This is a genomic window from Micromonospora sp. MP36, assembly GCF_008119785.1.
Lineage (GTDB): Bacteria > Actinomycetota > Actinomycetes > Mycobacteriales > Micromonosporaceae > Micromonospora.
This window is the reverse complement of sequence record NZ_VSFA01000006.1, coordinates 63,361-87,688: the sequence shown is the minus strand read 5'-3', so window position 1 is coordinate 87,688 and position 24,328 is coordinate 63,361. Positions and strand designations below refer to the sequence as shown.

The 24,328-nt window shown below is 75.0% G+C and carries 21 protein-coding genes; 10 read left to right on the top strand and 11 right to left on the bottom strand.

The features are described from left to right. Window positions 1-67 precede the first annotated feature (67 nt). Window positions 68-454, top strand: coding sequence for a VOC family protein (locus tag FXF52_RS08935; RefSeq protein WP_148795310.1), 387 nt, complete (start codon window positions 68-70; stop codon window positions 452-454). Window positions 455-544: 90 nt separating this feature from the next. On the opposite strand, the gene FXF52_RS08930 is transcribed toward FXF52_RS08935, so the two are convergent. The 4 genes from FXF52_RS08930 to FXF52_RS08915 form a co-directional block, all read right to left on the bottom strand. Further along, window positions 545-1,420 (bottom strand): hypothetical protein, encoded by an 876-nt coding sequence (locus tag FXF52_RS08930; RefSeq protein WP_148795308.1) that lies wholly within the window; start codon window positions 1,418-1,420, stop codon window positions 545-547. A gap of 487 nt (window positions 1,421-1,907) precedes the next feature. Beyond that, complete coding sequence (locus tag FXF52_RS08925; RefSeq protein WP_148795307.1) at window positions 1,908-3,974, bottom strand: 3-hydroxyacyl-CoA dehydrogenase NAD-binding domain-containing protein; 2,067 nt, start codon at window positions 3,972-3,974, stop codon at window positions 1,908-1,910. Next, window positions 3,971-5,191: a thiolase family protein gene (locus tag FXF52_RS08920; RefSeq protein ID WP_148795305.1), complete on the bottom strand. Its 1,221-nt coding sequence runs from the start codon at window positions 5,189-5,191 to the stop codon at window positions 3,971-3,973. Before FXF52_RS08920 ends, FXF52_RS08925 begins: the two co-directional genes overlap by 4 nt. A 259-nt stretch (window positions 5,192-5,450) precedes the next feature. Continuing rightward, window positions 5,451-6,767 (bottom strand): ribonuclease D, encoded by a 1,317-nt coding sequence (locus tag FXF52_RS08915; protein ID WP_148795303.1) that lies wholly within the window; start codon window positions 6,765-6,767, stop codon window positions 5,451-5,453. Window positions 6,768-7,545: 778 nt separating this feature from the next. Here FXF52_RS08915 and FXF52_RS08910 point away from each other — a divergent pair. After that, complete coding sequence (locus FXF52_RS08910) at window positions 7,546-8,646, top strand: trypsin-like peptidase domain-containing protein (protein ID WP_370517911.1); 1,101 nt, start codon at window positions 7,546-7,548, stop codon at window positions 8,644-8,646. A gap of 123 nt (window positions 8,647-8,769) precedes the next feature. Continuing rightward, window positions 8,770-9,594: a hypothetical protein gene (locus tag FXF52_RS08905; protein WP_148795299.1), complete on the top strand. Its 825-nt coding sequence runs from the start codon at window positions 8,770-8,772 to the stop codon at window positions 9,592-9,594. A 61-nt stretch (window positions 9,595-9,655) separates the two neighbouring features. Here FXF52_RS08905 and FXF52_RS08900 read toward each other — a convergent pair whose 3' ends face one another. Continuing rightward, window positions 9,656-10,228 (bottom strand): DUF3000 domain-containing protein, encoded by a 573-nt coding sequence (locus tag FXF52_RS08900; RefSeq protein WP_148795297.1) that lies wholly within the window; start codon window positions 10,226-10,228, stop codon window positions 9,656-9,658. Between the two features lie 199 nt (window positions 10,229-10,427). Here FXF52_RS08900 and hemE point away from each other — a divergent pair, with 199 nt between their 5' ends. Genes hemE through hemQ form a run of 3 tightly spaced genes read left to right on the top strand, consistent with a single transcriptional unit; the run spans window position 10,428 to window position 13,637 of the window. Further along, window positions 10,428-11,519: a uroporphyrinogen decarboxylase gene (gene hemE / locus FXF52_RS08895; protein ID WP_148795295.1), complete on the top strand. Its 1,092-nt coding sequence runs from the start codon at window positions 10,428-10,430 to the stop codon at window positions 11,517-11,519. Window positions 11,520-11,529: 10 nt separating this feature from the next. After that, entirely contained in the window at window positions 11,530-12,939 is a 1,410-nt protein-coding gene (gene hemG, locus FXF52_RS08890) for a protoporphyrinogen oxidase (protein ID WP_148795293.1), read from the top strand. After that, entirely contained in the window at window positions 12,936-13,637 is a 702-nt protein-coding gene (gene hemQ, locus FXF52_RS08885; RefSeq protein WP_148795291.1) for a hydrogen peroxide-dependent heme synthase, read from the top strand. The genes hemG and hemQ overlap by 4 nt, the downstream gene beginning before the upstream one ends. 66 nt (window positions 13,638-13,703) lie before the next feature. Here the strand turns inward: hemQ and FXF52_RS08880 are convergent, their stop codons facing one another. The 4 genes from FXF52_RS08880 to FXF52_RS08865 all read right to left on the bottom strand — a co-directional run bounded on the left by FXF52_RS08880 (window position 13,704) and on the right by FXF52_RS08865 (window position 16,045). After that, window positions 13,704-14,159, bottom strand: coding sequence for a GNAT family N-acetyltransferase (locus FXF52_RS08880; RefSeq protein ID WP_148795289.1), 456 nt, complete (start codon window positions 14,157-14,159; stop codon window positions 13,704-13,706). A gap of 9 nt (window positions 14,160-14,168) precedes the next feature. Further along, complete coding sequence (locus FXF52_RS08875) at window positions 14,169-15,092, bottom strand: cytochrome c biogenesis CcdA family protein (RefSeq protein ID WP_148795286.1); 924 nt, start codon at window positions 15,090-15,092, stop codon at window positions 14,169-14,171. Between the two features lies 1 nt (window position 15,093). Then, window positions 15,094-15,678: a redoxin domain-containing protein gene (locus FXF52_RS08870; protein ID WP_148795285.1), complete on the bottom strand. Its 585-nt coding sequence runs from the start codon at window positions 15,676-15,678 to the stop codon at window positions 15,094-15,096. A 106-nt stretch (window positions 15,679-15,784) separates the two neighbouring features. Beyond that, on the bottom strand, window positions 15,785-16,045 hold the full coding sequence (locus FXF52_RS08865; protein WP_073835399.1) for a Prokaryotic metallothionein: 261 nt from the start codon (window positions 16,043-16,045) through the stop codon (window positions 15,785-15,787). Window positions 16,046-16,203: 158 nt separating this feature from the next. Between FXF52_RS08865 and FXF52_RS08860 the strand changes: the two genes are divergently transcribed. Then, window positions 16,204-16,479: an isoamylase early set domain-containing protein gene (locus tag FXF52_RS08860; RefSeq protein ID WP_148795282.1), complete on the top strand. Its 276-nt coding sequence runs from the start codon at window positions 16,204-16,206 to the stop codon at window positions 16,477-16,479. A 25-nt stretch (window positions 16,480-16,504) separates the two neighbouring features. Here the strand turns inward: FXF52_RS08860 and msrB are convergent, their stop codons facing one another. Then, window positions 16,505-16,915 carry a peptide-methionine (R)-S-oxide reductase MsrB gene (gene msrB, locus FXF52_RS08855; protein WP_148795280.1) on the bottom strand — a complete coding sequence of 137 codons (411 nt, stop codon included), beginning with the start codon at window positions 16,913-16,915 and terminating at the stop codon, window positions 16,505-16,507. Between the two features lie 47 nt (window positions 16,916-16,962). Here msrB and ligD point away from each other — a divergent pair, with 47 nt between their 5' ends. Further along, on the top strand, window positions 16,963-17,991 hold the full coding sequence (gene ligD / locus FXF52_RS08850; protein WP_148795278.1) for a non-homologous end-joining DNA ligase: 1,029 nt from the start codon (window positions 16,963-16,965) through the stop codon (window positions 17,989-17,991). A 4-nt stretch (window positions 17,992-17,995) separates the two neighbouring features. Here ligD and FXF52_RS08845 read toward each other — a convergent pair whose 3' ends face one another. Continuing rightward, window positions 17,996-18,283, bottom strand: coding sequence for a hypothetical protein (locus FXF52_RS08845; RefSeq protein ID WP_222870452.1), 288 nt, complete (start codon window positions 18,281-18,283; stop codon window positions 17,996-17,998). 136 nt (window positions 18,284-18,419) lie between these two features. On the opposite strand from FXF52_RS08845, the gene FXF52_RS08840 reads away from it, so the two are divergent. Continuing rightward, a complete protein-coding gene (locus FXF52_RS08840) occupies window positions 18,420-21,599 on the top strand; it encodes an FtsX-like permease family protein (protein ID WP_148795276.1) in 3,180 nt (1,059 codons plus the stop codon). Next, window positions 21,596-24,328: an FtsX-like permease family protein gene (locus tag FXF52_RS08835; RefSeq protein ID WP_148795274.1), complete on the top strand. Its 2,733-nt coding sequence runs from the start codon at window positions 21,596-21,598 to the stop codon at window positions 24,326-24,328. Before FXF52_RS08840 ends, FXF52_RS08835 begins: the two co-directional genes overlap by 4 nt.

Genomic DNA, 24,328 nt, shown 5'->3' with positions numbered 1-24,328 from the left:
TCCCGCGCCCCGCAGTCGCCGCTGACGTCATCCACTCCGCGGGGCGCTCCGATCAGGAGGTAGCACCGTGAGTGCACAGATCCACTGCGTCACCGTCGAGACCGACGACCCGTACGCCCTGGCCAGTTGGTGGGCGGCGGTCCTCGACCGGAAGCTGCACGACGACGACCACCCGGGCGACCCCGAGGCGGTCCTCGTCGCGCCCGACGGCCACGGGCCCGACCTGCTCTTCGTGTCGGTCGGGGAGCGGCACGGCAAGGGCGCGTTCCACCTCGACCTGCACCCGGCCGACGGCACCCGGGACGCCGAGGTCGAGCGGCTGCGCGGCCTCGGGGCCACCCTCGTCGCCGACCAGCGGTGGCCGGACGGCACCGGCTGGGTGGTGCTCGCCGACCCGGAGGGCAACGAGTTCTGCGTCTGCCGCAGCCCGGCCGAACGGGCCGCGTCGGCCTGACCGTCGTCGGCGTCGCCCGCAGGGTGACCAGAAATGGGACCGGGTCCCCGCCACGAGGCGGGGGCCCGGTCACACCGGTCCGACGGGCCGTCAGCCCTTGTGCTCGATCTCGCCCCGCATGGCGACGAACTCGGACTGCAGCGCGGACGCCGGCTTGAAGTACATGACGATCATGCCGACGCTGCCGCGGTCGGCCCAGACGCAGACCCCGACCGGGTCGCCGTCGATCTTGCCGTCACCGCACTTGGCGTCGCCGCCCAGCGGGCCGGCGTCCACCGTCTTGAACTCGGTCACCCCGAGCTCGCTGCCGAGGCCCGTGGTGGCGTCCTCCAGCTCCTTCTTCGGGTCGGCCATCACGCCGGAAGCGCCGGCGATCATGACCAGATCCTGCTTCTCCGGGTTGCCGTAGAAGGCGCCGACGGTGCTGGTGGCGTCGGGCGTGTCCTTCTTGATCTCCGCTTCCATCTCCGTGGCGGCGGACTGGAGCTGCGGATTGTCCACCTTCGGCCGGCCGCCGAGGGTCTCCGGAGCCGACACCCGGGTCTTGGTGGCATCGACCACGTCGCCCACGGTGTCCTTCGCGGCGAACCAGATGGCGGCGCCACCGCCGAGGCACAGGACCACCACGACGGCCAGGACGATCAGCAGGATCTTGCCGGCCTTCGACTTCTTCTTCGGTGGCACCTCCGGGCCGCCGAAGCTGGGCTGGCCGGTCTCCACGTACCCGCCGTACTGCGGGGCGGACTGCTGCGGCGCCTCCGGGTAGCCGCCGTACTGCGGGGCGGACTGCTGGGGTGCCTCCGGGTATCCGCCGTACTGCGGGGCGGGCTGCTGCTGCGGGGCCGGCGGGTAGCCGCCGCCGTACTGGGGCTGCTGCGGCGGCGGGTAGCCACCGCCGTGCTGCTGCCCGGGTTGCTGCGGCGGAGGGTAGGAACCGGGGTAGGGACTGGACGGCGGCTGGGACATGTTGGCAGCTCCTGTAAAAAATCTGGACGCGTGATCGTAGCGAGCCCCACCGACACACCGTTGTCCGCCAGGTGTCGACGTGACGAAACCGGAACCGGCTCGTGACCTGCGTTGCTGCAGCGCCGATACCGCCGTGAGCGCGGGGTGGCCGGGCGGTGACGGGCCGGGTACGCCTTTTCTGGCGGCATCGTCCGCCCGGTGGCGCGGGCGGCGCGGAGTCGGCGCGCGACGCCGGTCCGGCCACGGAAACGACGATCGCGGTGGCCGGACCGTCCCAGAGGGGCAGTCGGCCACCGCGATCGCGGGGGAGCGGCGATGGATCAGGCTGCCGGCCCCAGGTCGCGGCGCGACCTGAGGCCGGCCCTCATTCGGTCCGGAGCCCCGCCTGGCGGCGCGCCGGCCTTCATTCCGTCCGAAGCGCCGCCTGGCGGCGCGGAGGCGGAATATGGCCGCAGGCCGAATCATGGCCGCCGGCGAGCTGGCGCTGTCACCGCAGGCTGGCCACCCCGCGCGGCAGGAACCGCTGGCCGGTGACCCGCTCGGAGGTGCCGGTCCGGTCCAGGTACGGCGTGACGCCGCCCAGGTGGAACGGCCAGCCCGCGCCGAGGATCATGCACAGGTCGATGTCCTGCGCCTCGGCGACGACGCCCTCGTCGAGCATCAGCCGGATCTCCTGCGCCAGCGCGTCCAGCGCGTTCTGCCGGACCTGCTCGGCGGTCAGCGGCTGGTCGCCGACCACGAGCAGCTTGACGACCTCCTCGTTGACCCGGTCGTCGACCACGATCGGCTGGCCGGAGTCGGCGATCCGCTTGAGGTTCTCGCTGACGCCGAACCGGTCCGGGAAGGCGGCGTGCAGGGTGCCGCCCACGTGGTACGCCACGGCCGGGCCGACCAGCTGGAGCAGGGCGAGCGGGCGCATCGGCAGACCCAGCGGGTCCAACGCGGCGTTCGCCACCTCCAGCGGGGTGCCCTGGTCGACGGCGGCGAAGACCGTGCCGAGGAAGCGGGTGAGCAGCCGGTTGACCACGAACGCCGGGGCGTCCTTGACCAGCACCGAGGACTTCTTGAGCTGCTTGCCGACGGCGAACGCGGTGGCCAGGGTGGCGTCGTCGGTCCGCTCGCCCCGGATGATCTCCAGCAGCGGCAGCACGGCGACCGGGTTGAAGAAGTGGAAGCCGACCACCCGCTCCGGGTGCTCCAGGTCCGCAGCCATCGCGGTGACCGAGAGCGAGCTCGTGTTGGTGGCGAGCACCGCCTCCGGCTTGACGATCTTCTCCAGCTCGGCCCAGACCTGCTTCTTGACGTCCAGGTCCTCGAAGACCGCCTCGATGACGAAGTCGGCGTCGGCGAAGACGGACTTGTCGACCGAGCCGCTGACCAGGCCGTACAGCTTGGCGGCGGTGCCCTTGTCCATCCGGCCCTTGCTGACCTGCTTCTCGATCTGGCTGTGCACGTAGCCGACGCCCTTGTCCACCCGGGCCTGGTCCAGGTCGGTCAGCACGACCGGCACCTGGAGACGGCGGGCGAACAGCAGCGCGAGCTGGCTGGCCATCAGGCCGGCGCCGACGATGCCCACCTTGGTGACGGGGCGGGCCAGGCCCTTGTCCGGGGCGCCGGCCGGCCACTTGGCCCGCCGCTGCACCAGGTCGAAGGCGTACAGGCCGCTGCGCAGTTCCTCGGAGAAGACCAGGTCGGCGAGGGCCTCGTCCTCGGCGGCGGTGCCGGCGGCGAAGTCGCCGTCCTTCGCCGTCTCCAGCAGGTCCAGCGCCTTGTACGCGGCCGGGACCGCGCCGTGCAGCCGCTGGTCGAGGGTCTGCCGGGCGAAGTAGAGCACGCCCGCCCACATGTCCTTGTCGACCTCGGGCCGGGTCACCGTGACCTCGCCCCGGACCACGCCGGCGGCCCACTCCAGGGACCGCTCGAGGAAGTCCGCCGGCTCCAGCAGCACGTCCGCGATGCCCATCTCCGCGGCCTGCTTCGGCTTGAGCATCTTGTTCTGCATCAGCGGGTTCTGCAGGATCACCTGGGTGGCGGCCGGGATACCGATCAGGTTCGGCAGCAGCTGGGTGCCGCCCCAGCCGGGGACCAGCCCGAGTGAGACCTCCGGCAGCGCGAGCGCCGCCGCGCCCGCCGACAGCGTCCGGTAGTGGCAGTGCAGGGCCAGCTCCAGGCCGCCGCCCATCGCCGCGCCGTTGACGAAGGCGAAGGTCGGGATCTCGCTGTCCTTGAGCCGGGCGAAGACCCGGTGGCCGAGCCGGCCGATCTCCAGGGCCTGCGCGCGGTCCGCCAGCAGCGGCAGGCCGGTGATGTCCGCACCCACGCAGAAGATGTACGGCTTGCCGGTGACCGCGATGAACGCCGGGTTCGCGGCCAGGGCCGCGGTGATCGCCTCGTCCAGGCTGGTCAGTCCGGCCGGGCCGAACGTGTTCGGCTTGGTGTGGTCGAGGCCGTTGTCCAGGGTGATCAGGGCGGCGGGACGGTCCAGCCCCGGTACGTTCACCGGGCGCAGCAGCGCCTTGGTGACCACCTCGTTCGGTGCGGTGAGCGCGCTCACTTGTTGCCCTCCCCCTGAGCCGGCTTGCTGGACTCCGTCCAGTGTGGGTTCTCCCAGATCACGGTGCCGCCCATGCCGATGCCGATGCACATGGCAGTGAGGCCGTAACGGACCTCGGGGTGCTCGGCGAACTGCCGGGCCAGCTGGGTCATCAGCCGTACGCCGGAGGAGGCGAGCGGGTGACCGATGGCGATCGCGCCGCCCCACGGGTTGACCCGCGGGTCGTCGTCGGCGATCCCGAAGTGGTCGAGGAAGGCGAGCACCTGCACGGCGAACGCCTCGTTCAGCTCGAACAGGCCGATGTCGTCGATGCTGAGGCCGGCGATCCGCAGCGCCTTCTCGGTCGAGGGGATCGGGCCGACGCCCATCACCTCGGGCTCGACGCCGACGAAGCCGTACGACACCAGCCGCATGGCGACCGGCAGGCCCAGCTCGCGGGCGGTCTCCTCGGCGACGATCAGCGCGGCCGTGGCGCCGTCGTTCAGGCCGGCCGCGTTGCCCGCGGTGACCTTGCCGTGCGGGCGGAACGGGGTCTTCAGGCCGGCGAGCTTCTCCAGCGACGTGTCCCGGGGAGCCTCGTCCACGGTGGCCAGGCCCCAGCCGGTCTCCGGGTCGCGCACCGCCACCGGCACCAGGTCGTCCTGGAGCTTGCCGTTGGCGTACGCCTTGGCGGTCCGCTGCTGGGAGGCGAGCGCGAACGCGTCGGTGCGCTCCTTGGTGATGTGCGGGACCCGGTCGTGCAGGTTCTCCGCGGTGGCGCCCATGACCAGGGCGGACGGGTCGACCAGCTTCTCCGCGACGATGCGCGGGTTGGGGTCGACGCCCTCACCCATCGGGTGCCGGCCCATGTGCTCGACGCCCCCGGCGATGGCGACGTCGTACGCGCCCATCGCGATGCCGCTGGCGACCGTGGTGACGGCGGTCATCGCGCCGGCGCACATCCGGTCGATGGCGAAGCCCGGCACCGTCTTGGGCAGGCCGGCCAGCAGGGCGGCGGTGCGGCCGATGGTCAGGCCCTGGTCGCCGATCTGGGTGGTGGCCGCGATGGCGACCTCCTCGACCCGCTCCGGCGGCAGCTGCGGGTTGCGTCGCATCAGCTCGCGGATGCAGCGGATCACCAGGTCGTCGGCGCGGGTGTTGGCGTACATGCCACCCGCCTTGCCGAACGGGGTGCGGACGCCGTCGACGAAGACGACATCCCGAACTTCACGGGGCACTTGGAGCCTCCTTTTCGGCCATGACTCGGCCTCTGCGCCGCCACGCGGCGCCACGGAACCGAATGAGGGCCGCCGGCACTGGCATTTCCCCCGGATGCTACTCGCCAGTAACCAACCCCGTCACCACCCCCCGTGTGGCCAACCCCACACCCCGCGCCGAATGCGCCGGCCCGCGTTGCTCATGAAGTTGTTGCCACGACCCGCCGGGCGAGGTGACAACAACTTCATGATCAACCGCGCGGTGGGCGGGGATCAGGGGTCAGGGCGCGGTGAGGGCCTGGGTGAGGTCGGGGAGGAGGAGGGTGAGCTGCCATTCCCGGGCGCCGAAGCCGCGGAGGGTCTCCGCCACGGTCTCGTCGGTGATCTCCTCCGGCGGCTGCCAGGCGAGGCGGCGGATGTAGTCCGGCGCGATCAGGTTCTCCGCCGGCAGATGGTGCGCACCGGAGATGCGCAGCACCACCTCCCGGCAGCGGGCCAGCCGGCCGGCCGCCACCGGGTCCCGCTCCGCCCACCGGTGCGGCGGGGGCGGCCCCTCCACCACCGGGGTCACCGGCAGCGCGTCGTCCGGCAGTTGGCGGGCGTCGTCCAGCGCCGCCAGCCAGGTCCGGGCCAGCCGGCGTACCGAGCGGCCGCCGAAGCCGGGGAGGGTGAGCAGGGTCTTCTCGTCCTTCGGGTCCAGCTCGGCGGCGGCCACGATCGCCGAGTCGGGCAGCACCCGCCCCGGGGCCGCGTCCCGCCGCGCGGCGATCTGGTCCCGGGCGTACCAGAGGGAGCGGACCCGGGCCTGGGCGCGGGCGCCGCGCACCCGGTGGATGCCCGAGGTACGCCGCCAGGGCTCGGCCCGCACCCGGGGCGGCCGGGCGCCGTTGCGGACCAGCGCGGCGAACTCCTCCGCCGCCCACTCCGACTTGCCCTGCCGGCGCAGCTCCTCGTCGAGGGAGTCGCGCAGGTCGACCAGCATCTCCACGTCCAGCGCCGCGTAGGTGAGCCAGGACTCCGGCAGCGGCCGGCTGGACCAGTCCGCCGCCGAGTGGTGCTTCTCCAGCGTGTAGCCGAGCAGCTGTTCGGTCAGCGCGGCGAGGCCGACCCGCTCGAACCCGGCCAGCCGGGCGGCCAGTTCGGTGTCGAACAGCCGGCGCGGGCGCAGCCCCAACTCGGCGAGGCAGGCGAGGTCCTGGCTGGCGGCGTGCAGCACCCACTCGGCCTCGGCGATCACCGCGTCCAGGGCGGAGAGGTCGGGCAGCGGCAGCGGGTCGATCAGCGCGGTGCCCGAGCCCGCCCGGCGCAGCTGCACCAGGTAGGCACGTTGGCTGTAGCGGTAGCCGGAGGCGCGCTCGGCGTCCAGGGCCACCGGGCCGGTGCCCGCCGCGAAGCGGGCCACGACCTCCTCGAGCTCGCTCGGCACGGCCACCGGCGCGGGAGTGCCCTCGCGTGGGGCGGTCAGCGGCACGGGCCCGCCGGCGGTGGGTTCGGTCCCCGCGTCCGCCGGCTCCGACCCGGCCGACGACGGACGTGGTGCTGCCTCTCCCGTACGGCTTTCGGCGGCCCGACGGCGCAGGGGTGGTTCGTCGGTCACCTGACAACCCTAGTGCGCCCGCCGGACGTGGCGCGCGCAGCCGGTCCGGCGCGTGTCGGCGGGATGATCGACAGGGTCGGGCAGGGCCTGCTTGCGCCCCCGTGGCAGGGTCGGCTTGCACCCCCGTGGCAGGGTCGGACACCGGGGAAGACAAACCCCGTTCGCGCAGGTACGGTCCATCGAGCCGCAGGGCGGGTGTCGAGGGTGCCGCCGGGTGGCTTCGGGCGGGCGTTCACGGGGAGGACGAGCGATCATGACGGCTGCGTACGGCGGTGACGGGGTGCCGGGGCCGGGCCCCGACGAGACGGCCGACCAGGCGCGCACCGAAACCGGGGTCGGTGGCCCCGTGGCCGTCCAGCATGGCCAGGTCGGCGGCGGTGAGGACGGCCCGCAGGCCCGGCCGGGGCCCCTGCCGCCGCGGATGGTCCCACCGGTCGCGGCGGGTCAGCCGGCCCCGTTCGGGGCGCCTGCCGGGTTCCCGGCCGCGCCCGCCGGTGCCGTCCCGGCCCCCGAGCAGCCCGCCACCGTGCCGGGCCAGCCGGCCGTACCCGCACCCCGGGCCACCTGGTCGCCGGCGCCGAACGGCGGCCAGTGGGGCAACCCGGTCGCCCCGCACCCCCAGGGCGGATGGCCACCAGCCCAGCCGGGCGGCGCGCCGGGGCAGCCGGTCGACGCCGAGCCGACCGTCCCGGGCGGCTTCGCCGCCCAGGCCGGCACCGCTCCCGCGCAGCCGGCATCCGCGCTCGCGCAGCCGGCAACCGGGCCTGCCCAACCCGGCATCGTGCCCGCGCAGCCGACGTCCGGGCCCGCCCTTCCGGGGCAGCCCGTCCCGGTGGCGGCGTTCGCCCGACAGCCCACCGCCGCACCCACTCACCCCGGCGCGCCGACCGCCGCACCAACCCCGGCGGGACAGCCGGCCTCCGCGCCCGCCTACCCGGGGCAGCCGGTTTCCGCGCCCGCCTACCCGGGGCAGCCGGTTTCCGCGCCCGCCTACCCGGGGCAGCCGGTCTCGGGAGCGGCCTACCCGGGCCAGCCCACCTTCGGGCCGGCGCTGCCGGGGCAGCACGCCCCGGGGCTGGCGCACCCGGCCGGCGAGCCTGGCCGGCGGCGTCGGCTGCCGGTGCTGGCGCTGGCGCTGGCCGGGCTGCTGGCGGTGGTCGCCGGGGTGCAGGCGTACCAGATCTACCGGCTGGACGACCGGCTCGCCGCCACCGACCGGCGGCTGGCCGACGCCCAGGGCGCGGACGGCCAACGGCTCGACGGGCTGGAGAAGCGGGCGGAGGCCCTGGAGAAGCAGGCCGGCGCCGCCTTCAACCCGGAGGCCGTGGCGAGTGCCGTGCTGCCCAGCGTGTTCCGGGTCAGCGCCGGCCAGTTCACCGGTACGGCCTTCGCGATCGGCAAGCCGGCGGCCGGCGGCGGCACCACGCTGCTCACCAACTTCCACGTGGTGGAGTCGGTCTATGACGGGGGCGGCCGGAAGGTCTTCCTGGAGCGGACCGGCCAGCGCTTCGATGCCACCATCATCAAGGTCGACAAGGACAAGGACCTCGCCCAGCTGCGCACCACGGCCCGGTTCACCGGGCTCGTCGCGGCCCGTACGCCGGTCAAGTCCGGGCAGCAGATCGTGGTGGTCGGCGCCCCGCTTGGCCTGCAGGACAGCGTGACCACCGGTGTGGTGAGCGCGTTCCGGCCGGACGAGGACGGCTCCGGTCCGGTGATCCAGTTCGACGCGCCGATCAACCCCGGCAACTCGGGCGGCCCGGTGATCAACGGGTCCAAGGAGGTCGTCGGGATCGCCACCGCCAAGGCGCGGGACGCCGAGGGCATCGGCCTCGCGGTGCCGATCAAGACCGCCTGCGACACCTTCAAGCTCTGCTGACCGGCCCGCCGCCCGGTCGCCGTTGACCGCATCGGCCGACCCGTGGCCCTGATCACATCGACCCGCAGACCCCGGCCCTTCGGGGGCCACCCCACGGGGGACCAGCACACCTGGAGGTACGTCATGTCCCAGCCACCGATCGGAGCGGAGGGCTACCCGCCCCAGCCGCCGGGCGGCACCGGGTACGGCAGCCCGTACGGCGGCCAGCCCGCGGCCCAGCAGTACGGCGCCGCCCAGCCCGACCCCACCCTGCCCCAGCCGGCCACCCCGGCGTCCGCCCCGCCCGTCCCCGGGCAGTACCCGCCGGGCGCCGCCCCGGTCCCAGGCCAGCACGGCGCCACCCCGGTCCCGGGGCAGTACGCGCCGGGCGCCGCCCCGGTCCCCGGGCAGTACGGTGCCGCCCCGGTCTCCGCGCCGGGCCATCCGCAGCCGATGTCCGCCCCGCCGATGTCCGCCCCGCCCGTCTCCGGCCCCGGGTTCGGGCCGCAGCCGATGTCGGCCCCGCCCGGCTCGGTCCCGCCGTACGGGGCGCCCGCGGCGGGCACCGGCAAGGGGCGGAGCACCCTGATCCTGGCCCTCGTCGCCGGGCTGCTGTTCGTCGCCGGCGGCGTGATGACCGGGCTCTACGTCACCACCAACGGAAAGCTGCACCGCACCGAGCAGCGGGTCAGCCAGCGGGACGGCACCATCGCGGCGAACCGGCAGGAGATCGACAAGCTCAAGGCCGACCTGCAGACGGTCCGGGACAAGCTCTCCGACACCGAGCAGGACCTGACCGGCACCAAGAACGACCGGGACGAGCAGGCCCGCCAGAAGAAGGTCATCGCCACCTGCCTGGACAAGCTGACCACCGCGATCGCGGCGGCGTCGGCCGGCAACAAGGCGGCCTTCGACAAGGCCAACAAGGGCCTGGACAAGGTCTGCGACGAGGCCGAGAACTACCTCTGACGGCGAACCGTACGGGCCGCTCCGGTCACCCTGGGGCGGCCCGTCGGCGTGCTCCCGCCGGTCAGGCGGCTCCGGCGGGGCGGCGGGACGGCAGGGCGGTCACGCCGGGCGGTGGCAGGCCGGCCGTCGAGGCCAGCAGGGCGCACCAGCCGAGCAGGTGCGGGGCCAGGTCGACGCCGAGCGGGGTCCACGAGGCGCGGATCTCGATGTCCCCGGCGGCGGGCGGCCCGGCCAGCTCGCCGAACCGAGTGGAGAGGGTCTGGGTGACCGTGCCGCCGATGGCCCGGTGCCGGGCGTCCTGCGCGTCCAGCGCGTCGGTCAGCCAGGTCCAGCCCACCCCGGGCAGCAGCGGGTCGCTGGCCAGGTCCACCTCCAGCTCCGCGGTCACGTAGGTGACCAGCCGCAGGGTGCCCTGCCACGCCTCGTGCCCGGCCGGGTCGTGCAGCAGGATCAGCCGCCCGGTGGCCACCTCGTCGTCATCGCGCATGACCGCGGCGGAGAGCGCGAACGCGTACGGGGCCAGGCGCTGCGGGGCGCCGACCTCCTCCAGCACGATCTCCGGGCGGGGGGTCACCGATCGCAACCCCACGACCGCGCGGGCGAAGGTTTCCGGGAGCGCGATCGGGGGGGCCATGTCCGGCAGCCTATGCCGCCGTCCGCTCGCACGGCGGGACGGCGCGCCGAGCGGCGAGCCGCGATCATGCGCCGGGCAGATCTGTTTGACCGGGGCCGCGCCCCTGTACGGGAGGCGTTGACCGGGGGCCCTTCCTTTCACGTCACAAAAGGTGACGGTGGCGGCGGGGGCGGCCCGGGCGCGTGGCACGATTGCCGCGATGAGCACCGACACCACGGGCACCGCCGCCCGAGACGGACAATCCCGCCATTGCGGGCCGGCCGACTCGCCCTTCGTCCGCGCCTGCCGGCGCGAGCCGACCCCGCACACCCCGGTCTGGTTCATGCGGCAGGCCGGCCGGTCGCTGCCGGAGTACCGGGAGATCCGGGCCAACGTGCCGATGCTGGAATCGTGCCGCCGTCCGGACCTGGTCGCCGAGATCACCCTCCAGCCGGTCCGCCGGCACGGGGTCGACGCGGCGATTCTGTTCAGCGACATCGTGGTCCCGGTGGCCGCCGCCGGCGTCGACCTGGACATCGTGGCCGGCACCGGGCCGGTGGTGGCCGAGCCGGTCCGCGCCGCCGCCGACGTCGACCGGATCCGGCCGATCACCCGCGATGACGTGTCCTACGTGGACGAGGCGGTCCGGCTGCTCGTCGCCGAGCTGGGCGACACCCCGCTGATCGGCTTCGCCGGGGCCCCGTTCACCCTGGCCAGCTACCTGGTGGAGGGCGGGCCGTCGCGGACCCACGCGAAGACCAAGGCGCTGATGTACGGCGACCCGGACCTCTGGCACGCCCTCTGCGCCCGGCTGGCCGAGGTCACGCTGTCGTTCCTCCGGGTCCAGGTCGACGCCGGGGTGTCCGCCGTGCAGCTCTTCGACTCCTGGGCCGGCGCGCTGTCCGAGGCCGACTACCGCCGCTACGTGCTGCCGCACTCGACCCACGTGCTCACCGGCCTGGCCGACTCGGGTGTGCCCCGGATCCACTTCGGGGTGGGCACCGCCGAGCTGCTCGGCGCGATGGGCGAGGCCGGCGTCGACGTGGTCGGCGTGGACTGGCGTACCCCGCTGGACGTGGCGACCCGCCGGATCGGGCCGGACAAGGCCGTGCAGGGCAACCTCGACCCGTGCGTGTTGCTCGCCCCGTGGCCGGTGGTGGAGGCCGAGGTGCGCCGGATCCTCGACGAGGGGCGGGCCGCCCCCGGACACGTGTTCAACCTCGGGCACGGCGTCCTGCCCGAGACGGACCCCGACGTGCTGACCCGGGTGGTCGCGCTGGTGCACGAACTCAGCGCGCGCCCGGCCGAGTAGGGGAGGGACCATGGCGCGACCGTGGCGGGTGGCGATCGTCGGTGGCGGCGTCACCGGGCTGGCCGCCGCCGTCCGGTTGCGCGACCGCGCCCCCGCCGGCACCGAGGTCACCGTGTACGAGCAGTCCGGCCTGCTCGGCGGCAAGCTGCGCACCGGTGAGCTGGCCGGGCAGCCCGTCGAGTTCGGCGCCGAGTCCTTCCTGATGCGCGACCCGGCCGGCGGGGAATCGGCCGCGGTCAGCCTGATCCACCGGCTCGGACTGACCGACCGGATCGTGCACCCGACCGTCGGGCAGGCCGCGCTGGTCATTGACGGCGGCCTGCGCCCCGTCCCCGGCGGGACGCTGGTCGGCGTACCCGGTGACCTGGCGAAGGTGGCGGCGGTGGCGCGGCCGGCGGCGGACGCCGACCGGGACGCCGGCCGCCCGCTGCTTGGCCCGGACTCCGACGTCGCGGTCGGCACGCTGGTCCGCGAGCGGTTCGGCGACGAGGTGGTGGACCGGCTGGTCGACCCGATGCTCGGCGGCGTCTACGCGGGCCGGGCCGACGGCCTCTCCCTGGTCACCACGATGCCGGCGCTGGCCCGCGCGGCCCGGGTCGAGCACACCCTGGTCGGCGCGGTCCGGGCCGCGCAGGCGGCCGCACCCCGCATCCCCGGCGCGCCGGTCTTCGGCACCCTGGCCGGCGGGCTGAGCGTTCTCGTCGAGGCGGCGGCGCGCGAGAGTGGCGCGATGATCCGCCGGGACGCGGCGGTGCGCGAGCTGCACCGGACATCGGCCGGGTGGCGCCTCACCGTCGGCCCCACCCGCGAACCTGAGCAGGTCGAGGCGGACGCGGTGCTGCTCGCCGTGCCGGCCCGCCCGGCCGCCCGGCTGCTCGCCGGCCCGGCGCCCGAGGTGGCCGCCACCGTCGGCGGGCTGGACTACGCCAGCGTGGCCCTGGTCACCATGGCCCTGCCCGCGCCGGAGCTGCCGGAGCTCTCCGGCTTCCTGGTGCCGGCCACCGAGGGCCTGCTGATCAAGGCGGCCACCTTCTTCACCACGAAGTGGGGGCACCTGCGCCGACCCGAGGGGCTCGCCCTGCTGCGCGCCTCGGTCGGTCGGTACGGGGAGGAGACGTCGCTCCAGCTCACCGACGACGACCTGGTCAGCACCGTGCACCGGGAGCTGTCGAAGGTGCTGGGCACCCCGCTGCCCGCCCCGGTCGCCCGGCACGTGCAGCGGTGGGGCGGGGCCCTGCCGCAGTACACCCCCGGCCACGGCGCGCGGGTGGCGGCGGTCCGGGCGCGCCTGCGCGCCGCCCACCCGACGCTGGCCCTGGCCGGGGCCGGCTACGACGGCGTCGGCATTCCGGTCTGCGTCCGCTCCGGCGAGACGGCGGCCGAAGAGATCATCACAGCACTGGGAGGATCGGCAGCATGACCGAGCAGACCAACGCGGCGCGGCTGCGGGAGCTCAACGAGACCATCCGCTACACCATGTGGTCGGTATACCGGGCGACCAGCCCCCTCCCGTCGCTGCGCGAGAACGTCGTCGACGAGGTCGAGTCCCTCTTCACCGAGCTGGCCGGCAAGGACGTGACCATCCGGGGCACGTACGACGTGGCCGGCCTGCGCGCCGACGCCGACCTGATGATCTGGTGGCACTCGACGTCCAGCGACGCGCTCCAGGACGCGTACCTGCGGTTCCGCCGGACCACGCTGGGCCGGGCGCTCACCCCGGTCTGGTCGCAGATGGCGCTGCACCGGCCGGCCGAGTTCAACAAGAGCCACATCCCGGCGTTCCTGGCCGGCGAGGAGGCCCGGGCCTACCTCTGCGTCTACCCGTTCGTCCGCTCGTACGAGTGGTACCTGCTGCCCGACGCCGAGCGGCGCGAGATGCTGGCCGAGCACGGCCGGATGGCCCGCGGCTACCCGGACGTGCGGGCCAACACGGTGGCCTCGTTCGCCCTCGGCGACTACGAGTGGATGCTCGCCTTCGAGGCCGACGAGCTGCACCGGATCGTCGACCTGATGCGGGACCTGCGGGCCGCCCGGGCCCGGCGGCACGTGCGCGAGGAGATCCCCTTCTACACCGGCCGCCGCCGCCCCATCGCCGACATCGTCACCTGCCTGCCCTGAAAGGAAGGGGCCCCGGCTAACGCCTCGCGTTGTGCAGGGGCCCCTACTAACACGTAGGCCGTGGCGTCAGGCGGCCGGCCGGGCCTCCCGCCGCATCGGGGTGTGCGGGATGCCGTCCTCCACGTACCCGGGGCCGCTGACGGTGAAGCCGTGGCCGGCGTAGAAGTCGACCAGGTGGGTCTGCGCCTCCAGCACGCACGGGCCCGCGCCGACCAGGGCCAGCGCCTCGGTCATCAGCCGGCCGGCCAGGCCCGCGCCGCGGGCCGCCGGCGCCACCACCACCCGGCCGATCCGCGCCACGCCGTCCTCGTCGATCAGGATCCGCAGGTACGCCACCACCGCGCCGTCCCGGGTCAGCCAGAGGTGCCGGGTGCCGGGTTCGACGTCCCGGCCGTCCAGCTCCGGGTACGGGCAGTTCTGCTCCACCACGAACACGTCGATGCGCAGCCGGAGCAGGTCGTGGAAGGTGCGGGCGTCCAGTTCGGCGAAGGTGGCGACGTGCGACTCGATCGGTGACGGCATCCCGCGATGTTAGGTCGCGCCCGGCCCGCCGCCGCGCCCGGCCGGGGCGGGGGTGACCTCGGCGGCACCGGCCCGGACGGTGGCCGCCCGCCGGCGGGCCAGGGTGCCGGCGGCCGCCGCGCCGAGCAGCGCGGCGACGATCGCGGCGACGGCCCACGGGCCCAGCCCGGCCAGCCAGCCGCTCACCGCGCCCTGCATCCGGCCGGCGGCGGCGATCACCGGGTCGTCGGCGTCGCCGCCGGCGAACAGCCGCACCTCGTACCAGCCGTACCAGGCCACGTAGCCGCCGGTGAGCACGAGCAGCAGGCCGGCTAGCCGGCCGAGCAGCGGCGCGGCCCGCCGGGTGCGCCGGATCAGCGACTCGCGGGCCAGCGCGACGGCGAGGGCCGCCGCGCCGACCGCGAGCCCCATGCCGAGGGCGTACGCCACGAAGAGGCCGGCCCCCGCGGCCGGGCTGCCGGCCAGGAAGCCCGCCACCACCACGGCGAGGAACGGGCCGACCGTGCAGCCGAGCGACGCCACCGCGTAAGCCACCCCGAAGAGCGCCATCGAGCCGAACCGCGCCCGGACCGTCGGGCCGGCCGCCGGTCGTGGGGTGAGGGCCGGCAACTGCCGACCGGCGAGAAGCCAGCCGCCGGCCGCCACCAGCGCCACCCCGATCAGCACCGACACCCACGGCAGGCGGCGCGCGACGGCGTCCGCGGCGGGCCCGGCGAGCAGGCCGAACGCGCCGAAGACCGCGACGAAGCCGAGGGTCATCGCGCCGGTCAGGGCCAGGGCCCGGCCCACCGGCGCGAGCGGTCCGCGGCCCGCCGCCGTGCCCTCGCCGAGCACCAGCACCGACAGGTACGCGGGCAGCAGCGCGAACCCGCACGGGTTCACGGCGGCGAGCAGGCCGGCGGCGAGGGCGAGACCGTAGGGGGCGTCGGACATGTCAGGACAGCTCCGCCACCCGCCGGCGCAGCTCGGCCTGGGACAGCGCCCCGGAGTGCACCACCTTCCCTGCGGAGTCGAGCAGCACGTACCACTCCTGGGTGCTGACGCCGAACCGGCGCCAGACCGCGCCGTCGTCGTCGGCCAGGTTCGGGAAGGCCGCGATGCCGGTGTCCCGGGCGAACCGCCGCATCGCGTCCGCGCCGCTGCCCAGCCCAGCCACACCGATCAGGTTGATCCGGCTCGCGTTGTCCCGCCGCACCGCGGCCACGTCGTCGGCGACGCCCCGGCAGCGGGTGCACCAGGCCGCCCAAAACCACAGCACGGCTGGCTTGCCCGCGAGGCTGCCGCCGGTGAACTGCCCGCCGTCGATGGTGCGCGCGGTGAAGTCCAGCGTGGCCGGCACCGGCGCGGTCGTGCCCGTCGGCGTGGCGGCGGCCGTACCGGTGGGCGTCGGAGCCGAGGTGGCCGGTGCGGAGCCGGCCGGGGCGGCGTCGTCGGTCGAGCGTTCCGCCCCCGCGCAACCGGCGAGGGCGAGAACGGTGGTCAGCGTGAGCGGCAGCAGCGCCGATCTGGTGGCGGGCATGGCGGGATGCTAACCAGGACCGAGCAGCGGTGACCCTTACCGCTCACTTACGAGTTAGGAGGGGTGCTGTACAACCGAAGGCGTTAACAGCGGCCCTTCCCTCACGTCAGGACGGGCGGGCGCCCACCGCGTCGCGTACCTCCGCGCCCTGGGCGCCCTCGACGGCGCGGGCACAGTGGGCGCAGCAGAAGAAGCGGCCGTTGACCTCGACGCCGTGGCCGGCGATCTTGATCTGGCAGTGCTCGCAGATCGGCGCCATCCGGTGGATGGCGCACTCGAAGGAGTCGAAGGTGTGCACCGCCCCGCTGGCCGTGCGGACCTCGAACGCCCCCCAGTAGTCGTTACCGCATACCTCGCAGGTAGCCATTACAAATCCCCCCGATATGGACACGTCACCCCAGCGTCGAGCAAGCGACACAGGCGGGCAACCGGAATCGGGGAATCTGGTCCGGCTCGACGGCGAGTCGCCCCCGGCGTGTCGGACGTTAGGCCTGGTGACCGCCCCGACACCCCCCGGAGGACCACGTGATCAAGCGCAACAAGCTCTTCGGCACCCAGACCCGGGTCACCTTCTGCCTGCCGCGGGACACCCCGGCCGGCGCGGTGAGCGTGGTCGGCTGCTTCAACGACTGGGAACCCGGCCGGCACGAGCTGGTGGCCCGCCGGGACGGCACCCGGACGGTCACCGTCCGGCTCGGCCCCGGCGAGCACCACTTCCGCTACCTCGCCACCGGCGGTGTCTGGCTGGACGACGAGTCCGCCGACGCGGTAGACGAGCGGGGCTGCCGGCTGCTGCTCTGAGCGCCCGGCGCCACCGGGCGGCCCCTCAGCCCTGCTTCGGCTCCAGCCGGATCGAGACCGAGTTCACGCAGTGCCGGATGTCCCTGGGGGTGAAGCCCTCACCCTCGAAGACGTGCCCGAGATGGCTGTCGCACCGCGCGCAGCGGATCTCCGTACGCCGCATGCCGAGGGTGTTGTCGGGAATCTCCTTCACCGCCCCGGGGATCGCGTCGTCGAAGCTGGGCCAGCCGCAGTGCGAGTCGAACTTGTCCTCGCTGCGGAACAGCTCCGCCCCGCAGGCCCGGCAGTGGTAGACGCCGGGGGTCTTGGTGTCGACGTACTCGCCGGTCCACGGCCGCTCGGTGCCGTGCTCGCGGAGCACCCGGAACTCCTCGGGGCTCAGCCGGACCCGCCACTCTTCCTCGGTGGTGGGCAGTTCGCTCTCGGAAAGACTCACCGGTCAACGGTACGTCGGGTGTCACTGGCATCGCATATGGTCGCCCAATGGCTGGCACCAAGGCCGCAGCCGAGGAGATCGAGGTCGCCGGGCACACCGTCCGGCTGAGCAGCCCGGACCGGGTCATCTTCCCGCAGCGCGGCTTCACCAAGGCGGACGTCTTCCACTACTACCTGTCGGTCGGCGAGGGGATCATGCGCGCCCTGCGCGACCGGCCCACCACGCTGCAACGCTTCCCCGAGGGCATCGAGGGGGAGATGTTCTTCCAGAAGCGGGTGCCGGCCCGGGGCGTACCCCCGTGGATCCGGACCGCGGAGATCAGCTTCCCGAGCGGCCGGAAGGCGGCGGAGCTCTGCCCGGCCGACCTGGCCCACGTGGCCTGGGCCGCGCAGATGGGCACCGTGGTCTTCCACGCGTGGCCGGTCCGCGCCGCCGACGTCGACCGCCCCGACGAGCTGCGGATCGACCTGGACCCGCAGCCCGGCACCGACTTCGCCGACGCGGTCACCGCCGCCGGTGAGCTGCGGGCGCTGCTGGACGAGCTGGGGGTGCCCGGCTGGCCGAAGACCTCCGGCGGCCGGGGCGTGCACGTCTACCTGCGCATCCAGCCGCGCTGGACGTTCGTCGAGGTGCGCCGGGCCACCATCGCGCTGGCCCGGGAGCTGGAACGCCGCCGCCCCGAGCTGGTCACCACCGCCTGGTGGAAGGAGCAGCGCGGCAGCCGGGTGTTCGTGGACTTCAACCAGATGGCCCGGGACCGGACCATCGCCTGCGCGTACTCGCTGCGCGCCAACGGGCGGGCCACCGTCTCCACCCCGGTCGACTGGGACGAGCTGACCCAGGTGGACCCGGACGACTTCGACCTGCGCAGCGTGCCGGCCCGGCTGGCCGAGCGGGGTGACCCGCACGCCGGCATCGACGATGCCCCGTGGGACATCAGCCCGTTGCTGGAGTGGGCCGAGCGGGACGCCGCGGCCGGGCAGGGCGACCTGCCGTACCCGCCGGAATACCCGAAGATGCCGGGCGAGCCGAAGCGGGTGCAGCCCTCCAAGGACCGCGACCGGCCGCGGAGCTGACCACTCAGTGCTGGCCTGCGAGCGCCTCCACCGCGGCCTTGGCGGTGCGTAGGTCCGCGCCCGTCGCCCGGCGGTACGCCGCGATCGCTTTGATCGTTTCGCCCCGGGCCAGGTGCGCCCGCACCTCGGGCAGCTCGGATCCGGGGTCGGTCACGCCCAGGTGCGCCATGACCAGGTCGAGCCGGCGCTCGATCTCCGCCAGCCGATAGTCCGTGGGGGTGCGCTGCCGGCTCCCGGCGAACTGCGCCACGAGCAGCAGCAGGATTATGGCAAGCAGGATCTCGGTAACCATGGCGCCATCGAAGCAGGCCGCTGTCAGGTCGGCGCTTCCGCGCCAGATAACGATCATGTAACGGGCGCGAACCTTTCCCGCCCCCCGACCGCTCTTCCTTTTCATCGGCCCGACGGGGGCCAGGGGAGGGCGTCGGATGAAGTTGGTGTGGAGGCGGGCCGTCGAGGCGCGCGGGCTGCTGCTCGCCGCCGCCGTTGCGGCCCTGGTCGCGGTGGCGCTGGTCACCGGGCTCTCCGACTACAACCGGCGGGCCGTCGACGCCGGGGCGCGGGCGGTGCTCGACGCCGCCCCGGCCGAGGAACGCAGCCTGCTGATCAGCGGTTCCGGTGGCCCGGACGCGGCCGCGTACGCCGAGCGGGACCGGGCGGTCCGGGGCCAGTTCGCCGTTGGCCTGGGCGAGGTGCCGGTCACCGTCGCCGCGGCCCGCTACGGCACCGGGCGGGAGCTGACCGGGGATCTCGGCGCCGTCCGGGTCGGCGACGACCCGGTCTTCGCCAACCTCGGCACCCTCGACGACCTGGCCGCGCACGCCCAGCTCACCGCCGGGTCGTGGCCGACGCCGGGGGCGACGCCGCTGCAGGTGACGCTGCCGGAGAAGGTCGCCGGCCAGCTCGGACTGAGCGCCGGCGACCGGGTGCCGCTCTACGACCGTAGCGCCGAGCGGGCCGGCGCCGTGGTGGTCGCTGGCATCTGGCGACCGCGTGACCCGGCCGAGGCGTACTGGCGGCTGGCTCCCGGGGTGGGCGAGGGCGACCCGGGCACGGTCACCTCGTACGGGCCGTTCGCGCTGGACCCGGCGGACTTCGCCCGTACCTTCCCCGGCTCGGTCTCGGCGTCCTGGCTGGTGCAGCCCGACCTCGCGGTGGTCGAGCCGAGCCGGCTGGCGTCGGTCAAGACCGCCGTCGCCACCATCTCGGCGAAGATCCCCGAGAGCACCGGCCTCGGTTCCTCCGCGCAGGCCGTCACCAAGCTGGACCAGCTGATCGACCGGCTCGGCCGGGCCGACCTGGTGGGCCGGTCCGCCCTGCTCACCCCGCTGCTGCTGATCGTGGTGCTCGGCGGGTACGCGCTGGTGCTGGTCGCCGCGCTGCTCAACGAGGACCGCCGGGCGCAGACCGCGCTGCTGCGCGCCCGGGGCGCCGCCCGCGGCCAGCTCGCCGGTCTCGCCGTCCGGGAGGCGACTCTGGTGGTGGCGCCGGCCCTGCTGCTCGCCCCGCCGCTGACCGGGCAGGCCGTACACCGGCTCGGCGCCGACCTGCGGCTGGCCGACAGCGGCCTCGCCCAGGTCTGGGTGGTCGCGGTCGCCGCCGCGGTCGGCTGCCTGCTCGCCATGGTGGTGCCCGCGCTGCGCCGGGCCGGCACCTACGTCGCCGACATGGCGGCCCGGTCGCGCCCGACCCGGGGCGCGGCGGTGCAGCGGGCCAGCGTCGACCTGGCCCTCGTCGCGCTCGCCGTGCTCGCCTGGACCCAGCTCCGGCAGTACTCGTCGCCGCTGGCCGGGGCCGGCGGACAGCTCGGCATCGACCCGCTGCTCGCCGCCGCGCCCACCATCGGGGTGCTGGCCGGCGCGGTGGTAGCGCTGCGGCTGCTTCCCCCGACTACCCGGGTCGCCGAGCGGTTCGTCGACCGGCGGCCGTGGACGGCCACCATGTTCGGCATGTGGCAGGCCGGCCGCCGGCCGCACGCCGGGCCGGTGCTGCTGCTCGCCCTGGCCGTCGGCAGCAGCACGCTCGCCTGGTCGTTGGTCGCTTCCTGGGAGCGGTCGCACCGGGACCAGGCCCGGCACAGCGTGGGCGCCGACCTGCGGCTGGTCGAGCGGAACGGGAGCGCGCCAGCCGGCCGGGCGGGCCAACTCGCCGCGGCGCCCGGGCTGGACCGGGTGCTGCCGGCCTGGCGCGACGACGTGCGACTCGGCCGCGACACCCGGGAGGCGACCGTGGTGAGCCTGGACGCCGTCGGCGCTGCCGGCCTGCTCCGGCTCGACGACGCCGCCGGTAACGCGTCCGGTGACGCGTTGCTCGACCGGCTGGCCCGCAAGCGGGTCGCGCCCGCGGGGACCGCCCTTCCGGCCGGCGCGCGGGCGCTCGCCGGCACTGTCCGCACCCCCGTCGAGACACGGTTCGAGGTGCCGAAGGTGTCCGTGGCCGCGCTGCTCACCACGGACTCCGGCACGGCCTGGCGGCTGCCGCTGGCGGTCGCCGAGGGCGACGGGCGGCCGGTGCCCTTCTCCGTGCCGCTGCCCGACACCGGCGGCGTCCCGTTGCGGCTGGCCGGGTTCGAGGCCGATGGCGGCGAGGCGGTCGGCGTCACCTACCGGCTGCGGATCGACGGCCTCCGGCTCACCGACGCGGCCGGCGGCACTCGGCCACTGGCCCTCGACGGCGGGTGGCGGATCAGCGGCGAGGAGGGGGACCGGGCGGTGGCCCGGGTCGACGGGGGCTCCGTGGACGCCACCCGGCGGTTCCTGGTGCCCGAGGGCCTCCGGGAGTACATCAGCGCGCCCCCGGCCCGGATCACCGTGGTGCCCGTCGGGGACGACCCGCCCGTGCCGGCGCTGGTCACGCCCGGTGCCGCCGCGGCGCTGGACGTCCGGACCGGCGACACGGTCACCCTGTCGCTGTCCGGGGTCTCCCTGCCGGTGACGGTGCTCGGGCAGGTCAAGGCCGTCCCCGGCACCGCCGGCGACGGGGTGCTGCTGGACCTACCGGCCGCCAACAACCTGCTGATACGCCAGCAGGGCACGGTCCGGTCGACGGCCGAGTGGTGGCTGGGCACCGACGACAGCGGCCACGGCGCCGCGGCCACGGCCCTCGCCGAGTTCTCCGGGACCACCCTGATCGACCGGCGGCAGGTGGCGGCGGACGCCGCCCACGACCCGTACTGGCGGGGGGCCCGCGTCGGGCTGCTGGCCGCCGCGCTGGGGTCGGTGCTGCTCGCCCTGGTCGGTCTCGCCGTGGATGTCTGGGCCACCACCCGGCACCGGCTGACCGAGTTCGCCGTGCTGAACACGCTGGGCGCGAACGCCCGGCTGCTGGCCCGGGCCCTCCTCGCCGAGCAGGCCTTCCTGGCCGGCATCGGGGTCGGCGTCGGGCTGCTGGTGGGGGCCGGGGTCGCGGCCACCATGGTGCCGCTGGTGATCCTCACCCCGGCCGCCGGCCGGCCGGTGCCGGAGGCGGTCTTCACGGTGCCGTGGACGCCGATCGGCCTGACCGCGGCCGGGCTGCTGCTCGCCGCGCTGGCCTTCGCCGCCTTCATCACCACCGGCATCCGCCAGCGGGTGGCCGCCGTGCAGCTGCGGATCGGGGGAGAGCGATGAGTCTGTTCAGGGTGGCCCGGCGGGTCCGGGCGTACGGAGGCCATTTCCTCCTCCTCGCGGTGCTGACCCTGGTCACCGCCCTGTTGATCACAGCGGTGCCGCGCCTGGCCGACCGGCTCACCGGACAGGGGCTGCGGGAGTACGTGGCGGCGCAGCCGGTGGCTCGCCGCGACCTGACCTACCAGACGGTGGAGGTGCAGATCCGGTCCGGAAGCCGGGAGGTACTCGCCGGCCGGGCGGCCGACCTGGACACCTACCAGGAGCGGATGCCGCCCGTCGTGCAGCGGGTGATCGGCCAGCGGTGGTTCACCGCGCAGACCTCGTTCGCCCGGCTGAGGGGACCGGCGTTGACCGCCGACAAGGGGCTGATCGATCTCAGCGTGCGGACGGTGAGCGGAATCGAGGACGCGGCGGCCCTGGTCGAGGGCCGGTGGCCCGCCACGGGCAAGCCCGCCGACCGCTCGGTCGAGGTGGCCCTCGCCGACCCGGTCGCCGGCCGGCTCGGACTGCGCGTCGGCAACCGGTTCACGCTCGCCATCCTGGACAGCAACGGTGCGCCGATCAGGCGCCAGAACATCACCCTGGTCGGGGTGTTCCGACCGGTCGACACGCAGGGCGGGATCTGGGACGCGCTTCCCTCGTTGCTGCGGCTCGGCGAGCCCGAGGGGGACGGACAACCGTTCCTGCTGGCCGGGGTGACCTCTGACGAGGGCGTGGCTGCGTTGGCCGAGGCCGGCTGGCCGGTCAGCTTCGGCTGGCGCTACCGGATCGCACCGGACCGCCTCACCCCGGCCCAGCTCAACGCGCTGATCGACGGGTTGAGCAGCCTCGACCGGACCCCCAAGCCGTCCGGGCTCAGCTTCACCCAGGGCGTCGACATCCCGCTGCGGCGGTTCGCCGAATCGCTCGCCGCCGCCCGTACGCTGCTCGCGATCATCGCGGCCGGGCTGCTCGCCACGCTGGCCGGGCTGACGCTGCTCGCTGCCCGCCTGGCGGCGCGCCGACGCCGCGCCGAGTACGTGCTGCTGCGTGCCCGGGGCGGTTCGACCGGCGCCGTGCTGCGCCGCGGGCTCGCCGAGTCGGTGCTGGTGCTGCCGGCCGCGGCGGGCGGCGGCTGGCTGCTGGCCGGCCTGCTTCCCGGGCAGGGCGCGGAGCTGCGCTGGGTGCTGCTCGTCGCGCTGCTGGTCACCCTGCTCCCGCCGCTCGTCGCGCTGACCGCCGCACGGGGCGGCGCCGGCCGCGCCGACCTGATCAGCACGCGGTCCACCACCGTTCGGCTCACCGTCGAGGTGACCGTGCTCGGCGTCGCCGTGCTCGGCGCGTTCCTGCTGCGCCGCCGGGGTCTTACCCTCGACGGGTCGGTGGACCCGCTGCTGGTCTCCGTGCCGGTGCTGCTGGCGGTGGCCGCGGCGCTCGTCGCGCTCCGCGCGTATCCGTGGCCGCTGCGGCTGCTCAGCCGGCTCACCGCCCGGGCTCGGGGCAGCGTCGCGTTCCTCGGTACCGCCCGCGCCGGGCGGGCCGCCACCACCGGCCCGCTCGTCGTGGTCGTCCTCGCCGTCGCCACCGCCGCGTTCTGCGGGGTGGTGGCGGCCGGCATCGAGAACGGCCGGGACCGGGCCGCAGTCCGGGCCGTCCCCGGGGACATCCTGGTCAACGGGGAGCGGTTCGCCCCGGACACCACCGAGGCGCTGGCCGCGCTGCCCGGCGCACGGGCGGTCGCCCCGCTGCTGGTCGAGCCCAACGTGCGCCCGTACGCCGACCAGGCCGGCCGGTTCGGCGGCGTCGGCGACACCCGGGTGCTGCTGGTCGATGGCGCCCGCTTCGCCGAGGTGGCCCGCCGCGCGGGCGTACCGGTGACCGTCCCCGACGCGCTGCGCGCCACCGGCGACGGCACCACGCCACTGCCGGCGCTGGTCTCCCCGGCGCTCGCCGACGAGTTCACCGACGCCGGGCTCGCCGACCCGCAGGGTCGCCGGCCCGCCTGGCTGGACGTGCAGGGCAACCGGCTGCCGGTGCGCACCGCTGCCACAGTCACCGAGTTCCCGCTGATCGACCGGAGCATGCAGCGGTTCGTGGTGCTGCCCTGGCCGGCGCTGCCCGCCGACGGTCCGCATCCGCTGGTCCCCACCGGTTTCGTGCTGGCCGGGGAGCGGGTGGACCCGGCCGCGGTGGCCCGGGTGGTCAGCGAGGGGCAGCAGCGCTACCAGCGCACCGGGGCGGTCACCGCCGGGGAGCGGCCCCGCCAGCCGGAGGTGCGTACCCGCTCCGCCGTCCGAGCCGAACTGGGCGGCAGCGGGGTGAACGGGCTGCTGGTATTCGGCTTCACCATGGGTGCGGCCGGCGGCGGCGCGCTGGGCCTGCTCGCGCTCGCGTTCGCGGTGCTGGCCGGGGCGCGGGGCCGGGGGCAGGTGCTGTCCCGGCTGCGCACCATGGGACTGTCCCGCCGGCAGTGGCGCGGGTTGCTGCTGGTCGAGCTGACCCCGCTGGTGCTGGTGTCGGTGCTCACCGGCGCGGTGGTCGGGGCGTTGCTGCCGGTGCTGCTCACCCCGGTGCTCGGCCTGCCCGCGTTCACCGGCGGCGTCGCCGTGCGGGCGCGTTTCGAACCCGGCCTGGTGGCCGGCGTGCTGGGCCTCGCCGTGCTGGCCCTCGGCTTCGCGATCGCCGTGGAGGCCCTGAACAACCGCCGGATGCGCCTCGGCGAGGTGCTCCGGCTCGGAGAGGAGAGCTGA